The 15,931-nt window shown below is 67.6% G+C and carries 11 protein-coding genes and 1 pseudogene; 2 read left to right on the top strand and 10 right to left on the bottom strand.

Annotated elements, in window-relative coordinates; all coding sequences use genetic code 11:
- Positions 1–56: 56 nt before the first annotated feature.
- A complete protein-coding gene (locus CR917_RS25060; protein WP_043862926.1) occupies positions 57–761 on the bottom strand; it encodes a type 1 glutamine amidotransferase domain-containing protein in 705 nt (234 codons plus the stop codon).
- 147 nt (positions 762–908) lie between these two features.
- Between CR917_RS25060 and CR917_RS25055 the strand changes: the two genes are divergently transcribed.
- Positions 909–1,370, top strand: a complete 462-nt coding sequence (locus tag CR917_RS25055) for a nucleoside deaminase (protein ID WP_256589755.1) — start codon at positions 909–911, stop codon at positions 1,368–1,370.
- 23 nt (positions 1,371–1,393) lie between these two features.
- Positions 1,394–3,475 (top strand): ATP-binding protein, encoded by a 2,082-nt coding sequence (locus CR917_RS25050; protein WP_256589756.1) that lies wholly within the window; start codon positions 1,394–1,396, stop codon positions 3,473–3,475.
- Here the strand turns inward: CR917_RS25050 and CR917_RS25045 are convergent.
- From CR917_RS25045 to CR917_RS25010, 9 genes and pseudogenes are all read right to left on the bottom strand, one after another.
- Positions 3,427–4,395 (bottom strand): lysylphosphatidylglycerol synthase domain-containing protein, encoded by a 969-nt coding sequence (locus CR917_RS25045; RefSeq protein ID WP_058540675.1) that lies wholly within the window; start codon positions 4,393–4,395, stop codon positions 3,427–3,429. The genes CR917_RS25050 and CR917_RS25045 overlap by 49 nt on opposite strands.
- Entirely contained in the window at positions 4,392–5,603 is a 1,212-nt protein-coding gene (clsB, locus tag CR917_RS25040) for a cardiolipin synthase ClsB (RefSeq protein WP_104573090.1), read from the bottom strand. Before clsB ends, CR917_RS25045 begins: the two co-directional genes overlap by 4 nt.
- Entirely contained in the window at positions 5,600–6,382 is a 783-nt protein-coding gene (locus CR917_RS25035) for an endonuclease/exonuclease/phosphatase family protein (RefSeq protein ID WP_043862922.1), read from the bottom strand. The genes clsB and CR917_RS25035 overlap by 4 nt, the downstream gene beginning before the upstream one ends.
- Positions 6,379–8,007, bottom strand: a complete 1,629-nt coding sequence (locus CR917_RS25030; protein ID WP_088515376.1) for a response regulator — start codon at positions 8,005–8,007, stop codon at positions 6,379–6,381. Before CR917_RS25030 ends, CR917_RS25035 begins: the two co-directional genes overlap by 4 nt.
- A 117-nt stretch (positions 8,008–8,124) precedes the next feature.
- Positions 8,125–9,177: a lipopolysaccharide assembly protein LapB gene (locus CR917_RS25025; protein ID WP_054915374.1), complete on the bottom strand. Its 1,053-nt coding sequence runs from the start codon at positions 9,175–9,177 to the stop codon at positions 8,125–8,127.
- Between the two features lie 113 nt (positions 9,178–9,290).
- The gene (locus CR917_RS28295; protein ID WP_370409184.1) at positions 9,291–10,154 is read right to left on the bottom strand and encodes a methyl-accepting chemotaxis protein; all 864 of its coding nucleotides are present in this window, start codon (positions 10,152–10,154) and stop codon (positions 9,291–9,293) included.
- A pseudogene (locus CR917_RS28290) lies at positions 10,146–10,799 on the bottom strand (HAMP domain-containing protein); the annotation flags it as partial. The gene CR917_RS28295 and the pseudogene CR917_RS28290, both read right to left, overlap by 9 nt.
- Before the next feature lie 195 nt (positions 10,800–10,994).
- The gene (locus CR917_RS25015) at positions 10,995–13,454 is read right to left on the bottom strand and encodes a TonB-dependent siderophore receptor (protein ID WP_058540677.1); all 2,460 of its coding nucleotides are present in this window, start codon (positions 13,452–13,454) and stop codon (positions 10,995–10,997) included.
- 60 nt (positions 13,455–13,514) lie between these two features.
- On the bottom strand, positions 13,515–15,746 hold the full coding sequence (locus CR917_RS25010) for a TonB-dependent receptor (protein ID WP_104573091.1): 2,232 nt from the start codon (positions 15,744–15,746) through the stop codon (positions 13,515–13,517).
- Positions 15,747–15,931 lie beyond the last annotated feature (185 nt).

Below are 15,931 nucleotides of genomic sequence, written 5' to 3'. Positions count from 1 at the left end.
TTGCCCTTGTAAGACGCGACGACATTGGCCGTGCTATTCGTCGACACTCCGGGGGGCTAGCCTGCCTTCGATGCGGCCAGTACTGCCAGCACCTGGCGTGCGACAGCGGCCGAGGAGGCGGGGTTCTGCCCGGTGATCAGGCGCCCCTCGCGCTGGTCGCGCACCACGTATTCCTGCCAGGGGTCCTCGGCCTTGCTGTACAGGCCACCGCGCGCGGCCAGTTCGTTCTCGGTCAGAAACGGCACCACCTTGTCCAGTTCGACCAGTTGTTCCTCGACGTTGGAGAACCCGGTAACCTCGCGGTCCTTGAGCAGCAGGGTGTTGTCACTGAGCTTGATGTTGAGCAGGCCGACCGCGCCATGGCACACCGAGGCCACCACGCCGCCGGCCTCGAAGATCTGGCGCGCCAGGCCCTGCAATGCCGTGTTGTCGGGGAAGTCCCAGATCACCCCGTGGCCGCCGGTGAAATAGATCGCGTGGTAGTCCTGCGCCTTGACCTGGTCAGGGGCCAGGGTGGCGCCCAGGCGGTTCATGAACGCCTTGTCGTCGTACCACTGCCAATCCAGGTCCGGGGCCATGCTCAGGCTGTGCGGGTCGATCGGCACGTAGCCGCCGGCAGGGCTCACATAGTCCACCTTGTAGCCGGCCTTCTCGATCACCGCAACGAAGTGCACTGCTTCGCCCAGCCACAGCCCGGTGGCGCGCTTGAGGCTCGGATACCTGGCGGTATTGGTCAGCACTACCAGTACTTTCTTGCTCATTGCAGCGTTCCTCTGGTGATCGGGCGCGGGGAGAGGTGGGGCGAAGCAAACCTATAGAGCATAGTCGCGGCCGCAAAACCCGCCATCGCCCAGGGCGTTGTGCTAGTTTCCACCCATACAGCCGCTGTCACAGGAGTCACCGCCATCATGTCCACACACCCCGACCCGTTCATGCAGGCCGCCATCGACGAAGCGCGGAAGAGCCTGGCAGAAGGTGGCATTCCCATCGGCTCGGTGATCGTGCACCAGGGCAGGATCATCGGACGCGGCCACAACCGCCGGGTGCAACAGGGCAGCGCGATACTGCACGGTGAAATGAGCGCGCTCGAAGATGCCGGGCGCCAGCCCGCCAGCGTGTACGCCGACGCCACCCTCTATACCACCCTGTCACCCTGCGCCATGTGCAGCGGCGCCATCCTGCTGTACGGCATCAAGCAGGTGGTGATCGGCGAGCACCACACCTTCCTGGGCGAAGAGGACCTGCTGCAGAGCCGTGGCGTGAACCTGCAGGTGCTGCATGACGCCACCTGTACCGGCCTGATGCGCAGATTCATCGAGGACCACCCCCAGCTCTGGAACGAAGATATCGGCGAGCAGTCCGAGCCTTGAGCCCCAAGGAAGCGCACCCGATCATGCACACCCCCCACTCTGAAGCGGCCCCGAACCTGTCGGGCGGCATGAGCGATGCGGTACGCCAGTTCGACTGGAGCCGCACCGCCCTGGGGCCGGCGCCGCAATGGCAGGCTTCGCTGCGCATCGCCGTGGACATGCTGCTGGCTTCCAAGTTTCCGGGTTGCCTGGTGTGGGGCCCCGAGCTGATCAGCATCCACAACGACGCGTTCGTGCCCTTGCTCGGCGCCAAGCCGGCGCCGCTGGGCAAGCCGCTGAGCGTGATCTGGAGCGACGTGTGGGACGATATCAGCGCCCTGGCGCAGCGGGCCTACGCCGGCGAAGCGGTGTTCATGGAAAACTTCGCGCTCGATACCGACCGCAACGGGGACGTGGAGCGGGCGTACTTCACCTTCTGCTACAGCCCGGTGCGCGACGAGTCCGGCCAGGTGGCGGGCTTTCTGAACACCGTGTTCGAAACCACCGAGACGGTCAGAAACGAGCAGGTGTGGCGCGAACGCGCCGATGCCTTCGAACAGAAGATCATGGAGCAGACCGCAGACCACGAACGCATCTGGGAGCTGTCCAGCGACATCATGATGCTGGTGCGCGAAGACCTGCAGATCTACGCCATCAATGCCTGCGGTCGCGAGCTGCTGGGCTGGGACGATTCGTTCATCGGCAGGCCGGTGCTGGAGCTGTGCCATGTCGACGACCGGCCGGGCATCGAAGCGGTGCACCAGCAACTGCGGGCCGGGCAGACCGTGCAGGGCTTCAAGTGCCGCTACCGTCACCGTGACGGCCATTACCGCTGGTTCAACTGGTCGATCGTGCCCAGCACCGGCATCTATACCGCCATCGGCCACGACATCACCCTGGACCAGGAGCGCGCCGCGGCCCTGGTGCAAGCCGAGGAACTGCTGCGCCAGAGCCAGAAGATGGATGCCGTGGGCCAGTTGACCGCCGGCATGGCACACGACTTCAACAACCTGCTGACCGGCATTAGCGGCAGCCTGGAAATGATCGAGCGGCGTATCGGCAGTGGCCAGCTGGACGGCCTGGATCGCTACATCGCCGCCGCCAAGGAGGCGTCCCAGCGCGCGGCGGTGCTCACCCACCGCCTGCTGGCGTTCGCCCGGCGCCAGCCCCTCGACCCGCGCCCGGCAGACCTCAATGCCCTGGTGCACGGCATGGACGCCCTGATCCGCCAGACCCTGGGCCCGGACATCGCCCTGCAGCTGAAGGTCGAGCCGCAGCTGTGGCGCACCCTGGTGGACGCCAACCAGCTGGAAAACGCCTTGCTCAACCTGTGCATCAACGCACGCGATGCGATGCGCGCCGGCGGGCGGCTGACCATCAGTACCGGCAATGAACGCTACGATGCCCGGGTCGCAGGCAGGGACGGCCTGCCCCCTGGCGACTACTGCTCGCTGACGGTCGAGGACGACGGCCAGGGCATGAGCCCCCAGGTGATGGAGCGCGCCTTCGAACCCTTCTTCACCACCAAGCCCGTGGGCCAGGGCACCGGCCTGGGCCTGTCGATGGTGTACGGTTTCGTGCGCCAGTCGGGCGGGCGGGTGTGGATCGAGGCGTCCGATACCGGCGGCACCCGCATCAGGCTGGTGCTGCCACGCTACTGTGGCGCCGACAGCCAGCCTGCAGCCAGCGTACCGGTGCCGGCCAAGGTCAGCGTGCCGGGCAAGGGGCGGATCCTGCTGATCGATGACGAACCGACCCTGCGCATGCTGATCAAGGAGGTGCTGCAACAGGAAGGCTACGACGTGATCGAGGCCGTGGATGGCCGTTCAGGCCTGGCGGCGTGCCTGGCCGGCCCGCCGGTCGACCTGCTGATCACCGACATCGGCCTGCCCGGCGGTTTCAGTGGGCGCCAGGTGGCCAGCGAGGTGCGCCGGCACAACCCGCAGCAGAACATACTGTTCATCACCGGCTACACCGATGAAGCCATCGCCCAGCGCGACACCCTCGAGGCGGGGGTGGAACTGCTGACCAAGCCGTTCCCGCTGGACCGCCTGCAGCGCAAGGTCAAGGCCATGCTTCAACGCGCCGAGTCGCGCGGGCCGGGGGCCGGCACGCCGGCGCCCTGACTGGCCACGCGCTCCAGCAGCAGGTAGACGACGCAGGCCACCAGCAGCGGCAGCAGAAAGTACAGTACGCGGTAGGCAATCAGCGCCGCCAGCAGGGTGCCCTTGGCGTACTGGCCCTGCAGCAGGGTGATGAACACCGTCTCCAGCACCCCCAGGCCTGCCGGAATATGCGTGATCACCCCGGCAATGCTGCTGATCATCAGCACCCCGACGATGCTCGGGTAGCCCACCTTGTCCGGCAGCAGGGTGTAGATCACCAGCCCCATCAGCAGCCAGTTGCATGCCCCCATGACGGCCTGCAGCAGTGCCAGGCGGATGCCCGGCAGCGTGAGCACCTGCCCGCGCACCTGCCAGCTGCGGCGCCTGGCGAACGCGCAGGCGCCCAGGTAGGCCGCAGCGGCCAGCAGCATCAGCACACCGATCACGCGCAGCCCGCCGGTGCCGATCTCCATCCCCGCCGGCAGGCGCGGCAGGCCACAGGCGAACAGGCTGCCGGCCACCAGCAGGTAGCCCAGCCAGTTGGTCACCAGGCCCAGCCCGAGCAGGCGGCTGATGGTCGGTACATCCAGCCCCAGGCGCGAATACAGGCGATAGCGCAGGGCAACCCCGCCCACCCAGGCACTCAGGTTCAAGTTGAACGCGTAGCACACGAAGGCCAGCGGCACGACCTGGCGCGCCGGCAGCTGGTGGCCGGTGTAGCGCCGCCCCAGCAGGTCATAGCAGCTGAACAGCACGAAGCTGCACGCCGCAATCGCCCCGCCCAGCAGCAACACCCCGGGCGGGTAGGACACCAGGGCGTGACGCACCTCGCCCCAGTCCTGGTTGCGCAGCAACATGAACAGCAATGTCGGTATCAGGATGAAGAACGCCAGGGTCAGGGCCCGGCGCGCCCATTGCCAGTGTGTGCCGGAAAGCTTCATGACAGCGGCTCCTGCAGCGCCGCTGGCGGCTGCAGCGGCTTGAGCCGGGGCTGGTGCGCAGGCAGCCAGCCGACGATGGCCGGGAACAGCCGGGTGAAGTGGAACGCCATGAAGATCAGCGGCGCGCGCCACCAGTAGCCGCGCAGCACCCGTTGCAGGGTCACCGGCTTGCATTGGCTGTTGGCCAGCGCCTGCAGGTGCTCGCCCAGCAGCTGGTTGAAGGCCTGGTCGCGGATCACCAGGTTGGCCTCGAGGTTCAGCGACAGGCTCAGCGGGTCGAGGTTGCTCGACCCAACCGTGGACCACTCGCGGTCCACCACCGCGACCTTGCCGTGCAGCGGGCGCTCGCAGTACTCGTGAATGCGCACGCCGTCGCGCAGCAGGTAGTTGTAGAGCATGCGCGAGCACAGCCGTACCAGCGGCATGTCGGGCATGCCCTGCAGGATCAGGGTGACGTCCACGCCACGCCGGGCCGCATTGCGCAGGGCCCGCAGCATCCGGTAGCCGGGGAAGAAATAGGCGTTGGCGATGATGATCCGTTCGCGCGCGGTGACGATGGCGCGCATGTAGTGCTGCTCGATGTCGGTGGGGTGCTCGGCGTTGTCGCGGATGCACAGGCACATGCGCGCCTGCACGCTGTCGGCACTGATCGGCGGCGCCCGGCGCCACCAGCCCCGGGGCCGCACAGGGCGGGCGCGCTGGGCGTCGAGCAGGGTCAGGGTGGCCTGCTGCAGGTCGGCCACGATCGGCCCCCGTACCCGCACGGCGTAGTCCTGCTTGGCCATCGGCCCGAAGTCGGCCAGGTGGTCGGCGCTGTAGTTGATTCCGCCGACAAAGGCAGTGTGCCCGTCGATCACCAGGATCTTGCGGTGCAGGCGGCGGAACAGGTTGGTGCGCAGCCCCAGCCGCCGCGGGCTCGGGTCGAACGCCTGCAGGTGCACACCGGCCTGGCTCAGCGCCAGCAGAAAGGCGCTGCTCAGGTCGGCGGTGCCATAGCCGTCCACCAGCACCTCCACCTGCACGCCGCGTTGCGCTGCCTCGATCAATACCTGTTGCAGCTGCTTGCCGACCTTGTCTTCGAAAATGATGAAGGTCTCCAGCAGCACCTGCTCACTGGCATTGGCAATCGCCTCGAAGGCGGCCGGGAAGTACGCCTCGCCATTGATCAGCAATTGCACCTCGTTATCCTCGCGCCAGTCGGCCTTCATAGCAGTACCTCCACGAACAGCGGCAAGTGGTCTGACAGGTGCGACCAGGGTTTGCGCCCCATCACCCGGGGTTGCCGGGCCTGGGCGTTGCGCACATAGATACGGTCCAGGCACAGCAGCGGCCAGCGCGCCGGAAAGCTGCGTGCGGGGCGCCCGTGGGCCTGGGTGAACACCTCCACCAGGCCGCAGCCGGCCAGGTGCTGGTCGGCGCGCTGGCGCCAGTCATTGAAGTCGCCCGCCACGATCACCGGCGCCTCGGCGGGCAGGCTGTCCAGCAGCCGGCACAGCAGGCGCAACTGCTTGACGCGCTGGCGCTCGTCCAGCCCCAGGTGCGCGCACACGGTGTGCAGCGGACGCTGGCCGGGTACATCGAGCACGGCGTGGAGCAGGCCGCGGCGCTCGCTGCCGGTCACGCTCACATCGAGGTTTTCGTAATGCCGGATGGCGAACTTGGACAGCAGCGCATTGCCGTGCTCGCCGTCCGGGTACACCGCGTTGCGCCCGTAGGCGTACTGCGGCCACAGGCTGTCGGCCAGGAACTCGTACTGCGGCACGTGGGACCAGTCCGGGTGGCGGCTGGCATGGCCACGGTGGCTGCCCAGCACCTCCTGCAGAAACACCAGGTCGGCGTCCTGGCTGCGCACGGCCTCGCGTAGCTCGGGCAGCACATAACGCCGGTTGAACGCGCTGAAGCCCTTGTGCACATTCACCGTAAGCACCCGCACGGCGTGCTCGGTGACCTGCCGGCCGGCCACCGGCGGGGGCTGGGGCAGGCTCATGGGGCGTTGCCCGGGCCGAGCATCTGCGCCACCTTGCGCGTCAGCTGGGTGAACTTGAATGGCTTGTTGATCATCTGCATGCCCGGGTCGAGAAAGCCCCGGCACGAGGTGGCGTTTTCAGCGTAGCCGGTGATGAACAGCACCTTCAGCCCCGGGCGCAGCTTGCGCGCGATCTCCGCCAGCTGGCGCCCGTTCATCCCCGGCAGCCCCACATCGCTGATCAGCAGGTCGATCGGCCGGTCGGAGCGCAGAACCGACAGTGCCAGGCTGGCGTCGGCCACCTCGCAGCACTGGTAGCCCTGCTCGGCGAGGGTCTCGTGGACCAGCTGGCGCACCGTGTGGTCGTCTTCCACGATCAGCACGCGGTTGCTGCCATTGGCCTCCGGCGGCGGGCCGGGGGCGGGCGCTGGCGCGCCCTGTACATCCCCCACATGACGCGGCAGGTAGAGCTCGACCTGGGTGCCATGGCCGATGCTGCTGTACAGCGCCACGTGCCCCTGTGACTGGCGACTGAAGCCATACACCATCGACAGGCCCAGCCCGGTGCCCTGGCCGATGGGCTTGGTGGTGAAGAAGGGATCGAAGGCGCGGTCCACGCTGCTTTGCGGCATGCCGCAGCCGTTGTCGTGCACGCTCAGCAGCACATAGTCGCCGCTGGCCAGCGGATGCCCGCCAGGCAACGGCTTGCCCTGGCGACGGTTGCCGGCGTGGATGCGCAGCTCACCGCCGTTGGGCATGGCATCACGGGCATTGCTCAGCAGGTTGTCGATGGCTTCGCGCAACTGCTGCGCGTCCACCTCGATGTGCCACAGGTCGGCGTCGAGGCTGACCTGCAGGTCGATCTGCGGGGTCAGCAGGGCGCGCAGCTGGTCGCCGTCCAGCAGGCTGGCCAGGCTGACCGGGCCCGCATCCAGCGGCTGACGGCTGGAGAATGCCAGCAGCCGGTGGGTCATGCTGGCGGCGCGCTGCACCGCCCCCAGGCTCATGTCGATAAGCTTGGGCAGGTCTTCCTGGCGGCCCTGGGCAAGGCGCCGGCGGATCAGCTCCACGCTGCCGCCGATGCCGGTAAGCAGGTTGTTGAAGTCGTGGGCCACACCGCCGGCCAACTGGCCGATGGCTTCCATCTTCTGCGTGTGGCGCAGCTGTTGTTCGTCTTCGCGCAGGTGGCGCAGTTGCTCTTCCACCCGTTGCTCCAGGTCCTGCAGGCGGGCCGCGCTGTACTGGGCCTGGTACTGGCGACGGCGTGCGCGCAGCGAAGCGTGGGTCAGGGCCAGCAGGCCGCTGGGCTGGAACGGGCATGCCAGCAGGAACAGGTTGCCCAGCGCCGTGTGCAGGTCGGCGTCCGGCGCCCGGGCCGGGCTGGTCAGCAGCACCACCGGCAGGTCCGACCAGGCGGGCTGGGTACGCAGGTAGTTGTGCACGGGCGACTGCACGAAGCCGCCCAGGGACTCGTCGGCGATGATGGCCAGCCCCGCGCCCTGGCCCAGGGCATCGGCCATCTCGTCCAGGTCGCGGGTGGCCAGCGCCTGTATGCCGGCTTCGTCGAACAGGTTCAGCGCCAGGCGGCTGAGGGTGGGCGGGGCAAGTATCAGTGCGCGTTCGCCGTTTGGCACCGAATTGTTCACGGGCGATCTCCTTTGATAACGCACAGCCAGGCGATTGCCTTTTTATCCATGCACTATCACTGGACACGCCACTTTCGGCGGGGTTCAAAACGCTTGCGGGAGCCCGGACGAGGGGCCTCAGAGGCCTTGCTGCACCAGCGGATCGTCCGGGTTCTGCTGCTCCAGCTGGGCCAGCAGCACCTGCACGTTCTGCAGCTGGCCGGTCTCTTTCCAGTAGCCGATCAGCAGCACCCGCGCCTTGCGGTTGGCCGGCTGGCGGGCGAGCAGGGTTTCGAGCTGCTTCTGCGCCACCTCGACCTGCTCCAGGCTGTGCAGGGTCAACGCCAGGGTATAGCGATACTCGGCGTTGTCCGGGTCCAGCGCCAGGGCCCGGTCGAACGCCAGCAGCGCGTATTCGTGCTGGTCGTGGCGCATCAGCCACAGGCCCAGCTCGTGTTGCAGGAAGGCCGAGTCGGGGTGGCGCTTGAGCGCCTGGGCCAGCAGCTCGCGGGAGGCATCGGCGTGGCCCTGGCTGTCGAGCAGGCGCACCTTGGCCGCCAGTGCCTCGAGGTCGTCGGGGGCCAGCGCCAGCGCTCGCTCCAGTGCCTGCGCCGCCTCGTCGTCATGGCCCTCGTGCACGTACAGCCGGGCCAGGTGCACCTGGGCGGCGGCATCGTCGAGCTGCTTGAGCAAGGCCTGCTGGTACTGCTCCAGTGCCTGCTGCAGCGGGCCGTAGTACAGGCCGACATCGTCCGGGCCCAGCCCCAGCAGCGCATCGACCGCGGCAAAGCGCACGCTCTGCTCGGGGTCTTCGAGCATCGGCCCCAGCAGCACGCTGCGCTGCGGCGCCGGCACCAGCGCGCTGATGCTGGCGATCGCCGCGCGGCGCACCAGCGGGTCGTCGTGGCTCAGGTCCTGGTCGGCCAGCTTCAGCGCCAGCGGCGAAGGGTAGTTGGGCAGCTCGGCATGCAGGCTGGCGCGGCGAATGCCCGACAGGTCGGCGCGCGCCAGTTGCTGGTACAGCACCCGCGCCGCCCCCGGCTGCCCTTCATGGGCCATGGTCAGCGCCTTGGTGTAGCCATGGCTGGGGGCCGGCGCGGGGGCCGGGGCGTCACCCAGCCAGCCGTAGCCCAGCCCGATGACGAGCAGCACGAGCAGGCTGAGCAGTGTATAGAGGCGCGGTTTTGACATGCGGCATCCGGGCAGGCGGGGTGGGGCAAGCTTGGGTCAGCCAGGAAACGGAGTCAATCCGTTTTCCCCCTTCACCTGCCCGCGCCCTGCGCCGCAGCCCGTGCCGCGAGCCGTCAGGTGCGAAAATGCACCACCAGGCTCTGCAGGTCGCTGCCCAGGCGCGCCAGTTCGACGCTGGAGCTGGCGATCTCGCTGCTGGCCAGTGCCGACTGGTCGGCGGTTTCGCGCACATGCAGCACGTTGCGGGTGATTTCCTCGACCACCGTGGTCTGTTCTTCGGCGGCGCTGGCGATGCGCAGGCTCATCTGCTGGATGTCCGAGACCTGCCGGGTGATCGCCGCCAGCGCATCGCCGGTGTTGCGCACCCCGGTCACGGTCGACTGGGTCTGCTCCACGCTGGACTGCATGATCTGCGTGCTCTCGTTGGCAATGCGCTGCAACTCGCCGATCAGGTGCTCGATCTCCTCGGAAGACTGCTGGGTACGCTGGGCCAGGCTGCGCACCTCGTCGGCCACCACCGCGAAGCCGCGCCCGGCCTCGCCGGCACGCGCCGCCTCGATGGCGGCATTGAGCGCCAGCAGGTTGGTCTGCCCGGCCACGGCCTTGATCACCCCGAGCACGCTGGCGATACGGTCGATTTCCTGGTGCAGGCGGCTCATCGACTCGGCCGACACCCCGACCTCGCCGGCCAGCGCCTCGATCTGCACGATGGCATTGCGCGAGATGCCCGAGGCGCCGCTGGCTTCCTCGTCGGCCTGGCGGGCCGCTTGGGCCGCGTCTTCGGAGTTGCGCGCCACGGCCTGCACCATCGAGGTCATCTGGTTCATGGCGGTGGCGACCCGGTCGGTGTCGCTGCGCTGGCTGTCGGTGCCGGCCTGGGTCTGGGTGGTGATGGTGGCCAGCTGGCTGGCCGATACCGCCAGTTGCGAGGAGCCGTGACCAATGCGCGTGATCACCTCGCGCAGACGCTGGCTCATGTCGCCGATGGCGCGCAGCAGCTGGCCCAGTTCGTCACGCCGATGGCTGTCCAGCTGCACGGTGAGGTCGCCGTGGGCGATGCGCTCGGCCGCCTCCAGGCTCTGGCGCAGCGGGCGCACGATCTGCCGGCCGATCAGCCAGGCGATCAGGGTGCCCAGCACCAGGGTCGCGACGGTCACGCCCAGCAGAATCGAGACCACCGTGGCCACGCTGGCGGCAGCGCGCTCCTCTTCCTTCTTGTACAGCACGTTGATGCTGCCCTGCAGGTCGGCCAGCAGGGCGTTGGCCTGCACCACCCGGGCGCTGTCGGGCGGGTCCAGGGCCAGGGCGGCCTGGTGGGTGGTGATGTAGCCCTGCAGGCCGTCGGCCAGTTGCTGCACGGTCTGCAGGTCTTCGGCGGGCCAGGCGCCGCGCTGCACGTCCTCGAGCACCGCGTTCAGTGCGCTGTGCAAGGCCTGCTGGTGGGTCTGGTGGGTGTCCAGGTGGGCGGCCTGGGGCGCCAGCGCGTACTGGTAGTTGGCCTCGCGGGCAAACACCGTTTCGTCGAACAGGGTGCTCAGTCGGTTGATCCGCTCGAACGAAGTCTTGTCGTTGTGCAACCCCTTGAGGCCGGTGGCGGCCAACCACACCGCCAGGGCCAGCATCAGCCCGAAGCCCAGTGCCAGTTTGCGGGTGACGGTGAGGTTTTCCAGTGAAAGTACGCGCAGCATGAACGCTCCTTAGAGTGGGGGGAACGTGGTTCCCGCCACACTATAGAAGCGCTGTCGCAGTGGATGAAGGCTAAGTGCCATACATCACGCCAAACGTTGATCCAGCTCAATTTTATTGTCGGACAAAACTCAGAAGTCGTAACTCAGGCTGGTGTAGTAGAACGCGCCCTGGGCGCCCTCGGGCGAGGTGATCGAGTACTTCTGCACCCCGTACAGGGTCTGGCCTTCGAGTTTGTCGGGGTGGCTGTCGAACAAGTTGATCGCACCCACCGAGACCTTCAGCCCCTGGTCGAAGCGGTAGCTCAGGTCCAGGTCGGTGATCCACTGCGCGCTGAAGGTCTGGTCCAGGTCGGGGTTGCTGGCATTGAGGCTCTGCCATTCACCGTAGCGGCGCTGGGTCAGGGTCACGCCCCAGTTCTGGTACAGCCAATTTGCGCTGAGGGTCAGCTTGGTGTCGGGGGTGCCGTGCTCGATCAGGCCCTGGGTGGCGCGCCCGACGATCTGGTTGCCGGCAATGCCGCCGGCATCGCGCAGTTCGGTGATGCGCGTGCGGGTCTTGGCGAAGCCGGCGTTCAGGTCCAGCCGGCCGTACTGCGCCAGGTCCCACTGGTACTGGCCGGCCAGCTCGATGCCGTCGGTGCGGGTGTCGGCAATGTTGGTATAGAACGCCGCACTCTGGATGTTGGCATACGGCGTACCGGCGAAGATCGGCCCCACCACGCTGGCCGGCAACTGGTCGGACAGGGTGATGCGGTTGTCGATGTCGATGCGGTAGGCGTCCACAGTCACCGAGGCGTTGGCCAGCGGGCGCCACACCAGGCCCAGGGAGTAGTTGGTCGACTCTTCGGGCTTGAGCGCGCGCCCGCCCAGCAGCGCGGCCTCGGGGCTGTCGGCACGCAGGGTGCGCTGCTGCACCTCGACCCAGTTGCCGCTGCCAGGTGGCTGCTCCACCACCTGCACGCTGAACGAGGACAGCCCGCTCTGCACCAGCGAAGGGGCGCGGTAGCCGGTGCTGAGGCTGCCGCGTGCGGCGATCTGCGGGGTGAAGTCGTAGCGCAGCGACAGCTTGCCGTTGGTGGTGTCGCCAAAGTCCGAGTAATGCTCCGAGCGCAGCGCCACGCCGGCCTGGAACTTGTCGGTGAGCTGCCCTTCGAGGTCGACATAGGCGCCGAACACCTTTCGCTCCAGCGACGCGGCATCGACGTTGGTGATGCCCGAGTAGTAACCGGGGATCGGCCGCCCGCTGACCGGGTCCAGGCTGCCGAACAGCGGCCCGTTCTGCCAGCCGGCCGCCTCGCCGGCGCCCAGGTGGTAGTTCTCCTTGCGCCAGGCCAGGCCCGCCGACAGGGTCAGCGGCCTGGCCAGCAGGTCGGTGGGGAAGTCGCGCACCCAGTCCAGGGTCAGGTTGGTCTGTTGGTTCTCGCGCTCGCCGGTGTAGATGCTCGACGGGCTGGCCGTGCCCCAGCTGGGGTTGATGGCGTTGCGGTCGGTGGACTTCAACGTGTCGTTGCCGTAGTTGGCAGCCAGGTCGAACGTGCCCAGGGTTTCGTCCTCCCAGCGCAGGCCGCCGGTCACGGCATAGTCTTGCAGGTTGTAGCGGGTGACCGGCAGGCGCCCGTCCGGGTAGCGGCGCAGCGCATCGCTGCCGTAGTTGCGGGCCAGGGTAGTGGGCGGGTCGAAGAAGCCGTCGGCGTCGGTGTTCTTGTGCGCATAGGTGGCAAAGCCATAGGCGGTCAGCCCTTCGCCCAGGCCGATTTCGCTGTTGGCCACCAGGTTGTACTGGTCCGAGACATTGCCCGAGCCCCAGCGCCAGGTGCGGTAGCGGTTGTTCTGCTCGCGTGGGGTATCGGTGCTGGTGCTGCCGGGGTAGAAGATCCGGTTGTCGGGGTTGGTGTCGCTGGCCGGGTCCTGGCTGCCGGCATCGAAGCTCAGGGTCAGGAAGCCATCGTTGGGCAGGGCCAGGCCCTTCCAGCCGCTGAGCTTGCGCTGCAGGCCGTCGCCCTTGTCGTAGCCGCCGAAGCGATAGCCCACGTTGCCGCCGTCGTCGTTCTCCTTGAGCACGATGTTGATCACCCCGGCGATGGCGTCCGAGCCGTACTGGGCGGCGGCGCCGTCGCGCAGGATCTCCACCCGCGACACCGCGCTGAGCGGGATCAGGCTCAGGTCCACGGCCGCTGCGCCACGCCCGTTGGCCAGGCCCTGGCGGGTCACGTTGGCGCTGGTATGGCGGCGCTTGCCGTTGACCAGCACCAGCACCTGGTCCGACGCCAGGCCGCGCAGCGAGGCGCCCTGGGCGATGGAGCCGGCGAACGCGCCCTGGGGCGACTGCGGGAAGCTGAACGAGGGCGACAGGGCGGTCAGCGCACCGGACAGGTCGCTGGCGCCGGTGTCCTGCAGCTTTTCGGCGCTCAGCACATCCACCGGGGCTGCGCTTTGCAGCGCGGTGACGTCGCTGCGGCGGGTGCCGACCACGACCACGGTATCGAGCTTGTCATCCGCGCCGGGTGCGGCCTGGGCAGAGCATTCGGGCACGGCAACGCTGCCGATGACCAGCGCGATGGCGCCGGCCAAGGGGGTGGGACGCAACATGGGGTGTACTCCTTGCAAGGCAGTTGAAGTGCGCCGGCAGCCTGCCGCCGGCGCGGTCGATCAGAATCGGCTGGTGACGCTGACGCCGACCGTGCGCGGGTCGCCGTAGGTCAGCACGTACTGGCCCTGGGGGCCGTTGGGCCGGCCGTGCACCTGGTAGCGGCGGTCGGTGAGGTTGTTGACGAAGCCGGTCACGCTGAGCTTTTCATCCGCGCTGAACCAGGTCAGGCGGCTGTTGGCCAGGGTGTAGTGGGGCTGGCTGAGGGTCGGCTCGGCGCTGCTCTGGCGGTTGGCCAGAAAGTACTCCTTGTCGCGAAAACTCACGTCGGCGCCGGCCACCAGCTTGCCGCCGATCGCCAGCGGGATGGTGTAGTCGGCGCCCAGCGACACCACGTTGCGCGGCGAGCGCACGAAGCTGTTGCCGCTGTAGTCGGCGGTCACTTCGCCGGTGGTGGGGTTGACGTTCTTGAAGTCGGTGTACTCGGTGTCCAGGAACGACACCGCCGCGCGCAGGTGCAGGTAGTCGGTGGGCTGGCCCTCGATCTCCAGCTCCGCGCCCTTGACCTTGCCCTTGGCACCGTTGGTGAGCGCGGTGGTGAGCACGCCGCTGTTGACCGTCAGCAGGTTGACCTGGATGTCCTGGTAGTCGTAGTAGAACAGGTTGGCGTTGACCGTCAGGCGGTGGTCGAACCACTCCGATTTCAGGCCCAGCTCGTAGGCATCGAGCTGTTCCGGGTCGACCGTGGTCAACTGCGCCAGGTTGCTCGACAGGCCGGTGTTGAAGCCGCCGGAGCGAAAGCCGTGGGCATAGCGAAAGAACACCCGCAGGTTGTCGTTGATGCGGTACTCGGGCGTCACATCGTAGGTCCAGGCGTCCCAGCGCTTGCTCTCGTCGCGGTTGCCGTTGGCGCCCGCAGCGCCCAGCGGCACCAGCGGGCCGTTGGCGCTGGTACGGGTGAACTGGGCCAGGTCCAGGTCGATGCTCTTTTTCTCGGTGGTCCAGCGCAGCCCGCCGGTCACGGTGAAGTTGTCGCTCAGGTCATAGGCCAGGTTGCCGAACAGCGCGTAGCTGTCGGTCTTGTGGGTGTAGTCGAGGCTGCTCAGGTCGACCCCGCCGATCTGGTTGGAGCCGGTGCCGTTGGGCGTCGGGCCCGGCGTCACGAAACGCCGGTCGGTGCTGTCGAGGGTTTCGTGAAAGTAATGGGTGCCGAGCATCCAGCGCAGGGTTTCCTGCTGCGGGGAGGCCAGGCGAAATTCCTGCGAGTACTGGTCGTAGCGGTTGTCGGTGTCGCTCGCGCCGTTGACCTCGTAGGGGGTGTAGTCGGCGTCGGTCAGCGACTGCTGGCGGATAGAGTCGTAGGCGGTGATGGAGGTCAGCCGGTAGTCGCCGATGTCCCAGTTCAGGGTCAGCGAGGTGCCGTCGTGGTCGAGTTTGGAGTGCTCGTCCACGTTCAGCTCGATGCGACGCTCCTGCGGGCGCTGGTAGCCGACGTTGTAATAGGTGCCCAGCGGCAGCGAACCGCTGCTGCCATCGCCCTTGAACTGGCGCCCGTGGAGCTTCCACAGCGCCTCCAGGTCCGGGTTGAGCCTGGCCAGGAACTGCACGCGCACGGCCTTTTTGTTGACGTCGCCATAGGTCTGGTCGTTGGTCAGGTTGTGGGTGAAGCCGTCGCGCTCCTCGGAATACAGCGACACCCGGCCGGCCAGGCGTTCGTCCACCAGGGTGCCGCCCAGGGCGCCGTTGAGGATGCGTTCGTTCTTGCTGCCAAAGCCGATGGTGCCGAAGCCGTCGGTGTCGAAGGTGGGCTTTTTCGAGATCACGTTGACTGCCCCCGCCGTGGTGTTCTTGCCGTACAGGGTGCCTTGCGGGCCGCGCAGCACCTCGATGCGCTCCAGGTCGAACAGCGGGCCGCCGCCGGCGACGGGGGCGTTGAGGTAGACGTCGTCGGCATAGATGCCCACCGGGTAGACCGTGGCGGCGCCGGTGTCGCCGGTGCCCAGGCCGCGGATGTACCAGCGCGGGCGGCCATCGCCATCGGGGTTCTTGGCCGAGGCGTTGGGGATGAAGGTGGTGATGTCGCCCATGGCGCGCACGCCGTCGGCGGTGATACTGGTGCCCTGGACCGCGCTGACCGCCACCGGCACTTCCTGCAGGGTTTCTTCGCGGTGTTGTGCGGTGACGGTGACGGTCTTGAGTGCCGGCGTGGTGCTGTCGTCGGCGTGGGCGGTGCTGGTGCCTGCGAGCAGCAGGCCCAGGCCGATGCCCCTGGCCAGTGGATGAAGCTGATGCATGGTGTGGCTCCCCGAGTGTGGCTGATACGGGGCTAGAGCAGGGTTTGTGCCATATTTGCAAGGTATTGATTTACATGGGGTTTATCGGGTGTTTCGGGGCGGGTTGCTAGTGGTGCAGCAGGGGGCTGTGGAATGCCTGCTGCTGCAGCAGCAACCGGTTTGAAAAGCTTCGCCAGCAAGGCTGG

Origin of the sequence: Pseudomonas sp. BRM28 (genome assembly GCF_002939405.1) — a bacterium.
GTDB classification, from domain to species: domain Bacteria; phylum Pseudomonadota; class Gammaproteobacteria; order Pseudomonadales; family Pseudomonadaceae; genus Aquipseudomonas; species Aquipseudomonas palmensis.
The sequence above is the reverse complement of the archived record's forward strand: the minus strand, read 5'-3'. Positions and strand labels throughout refer to the sequence as shown.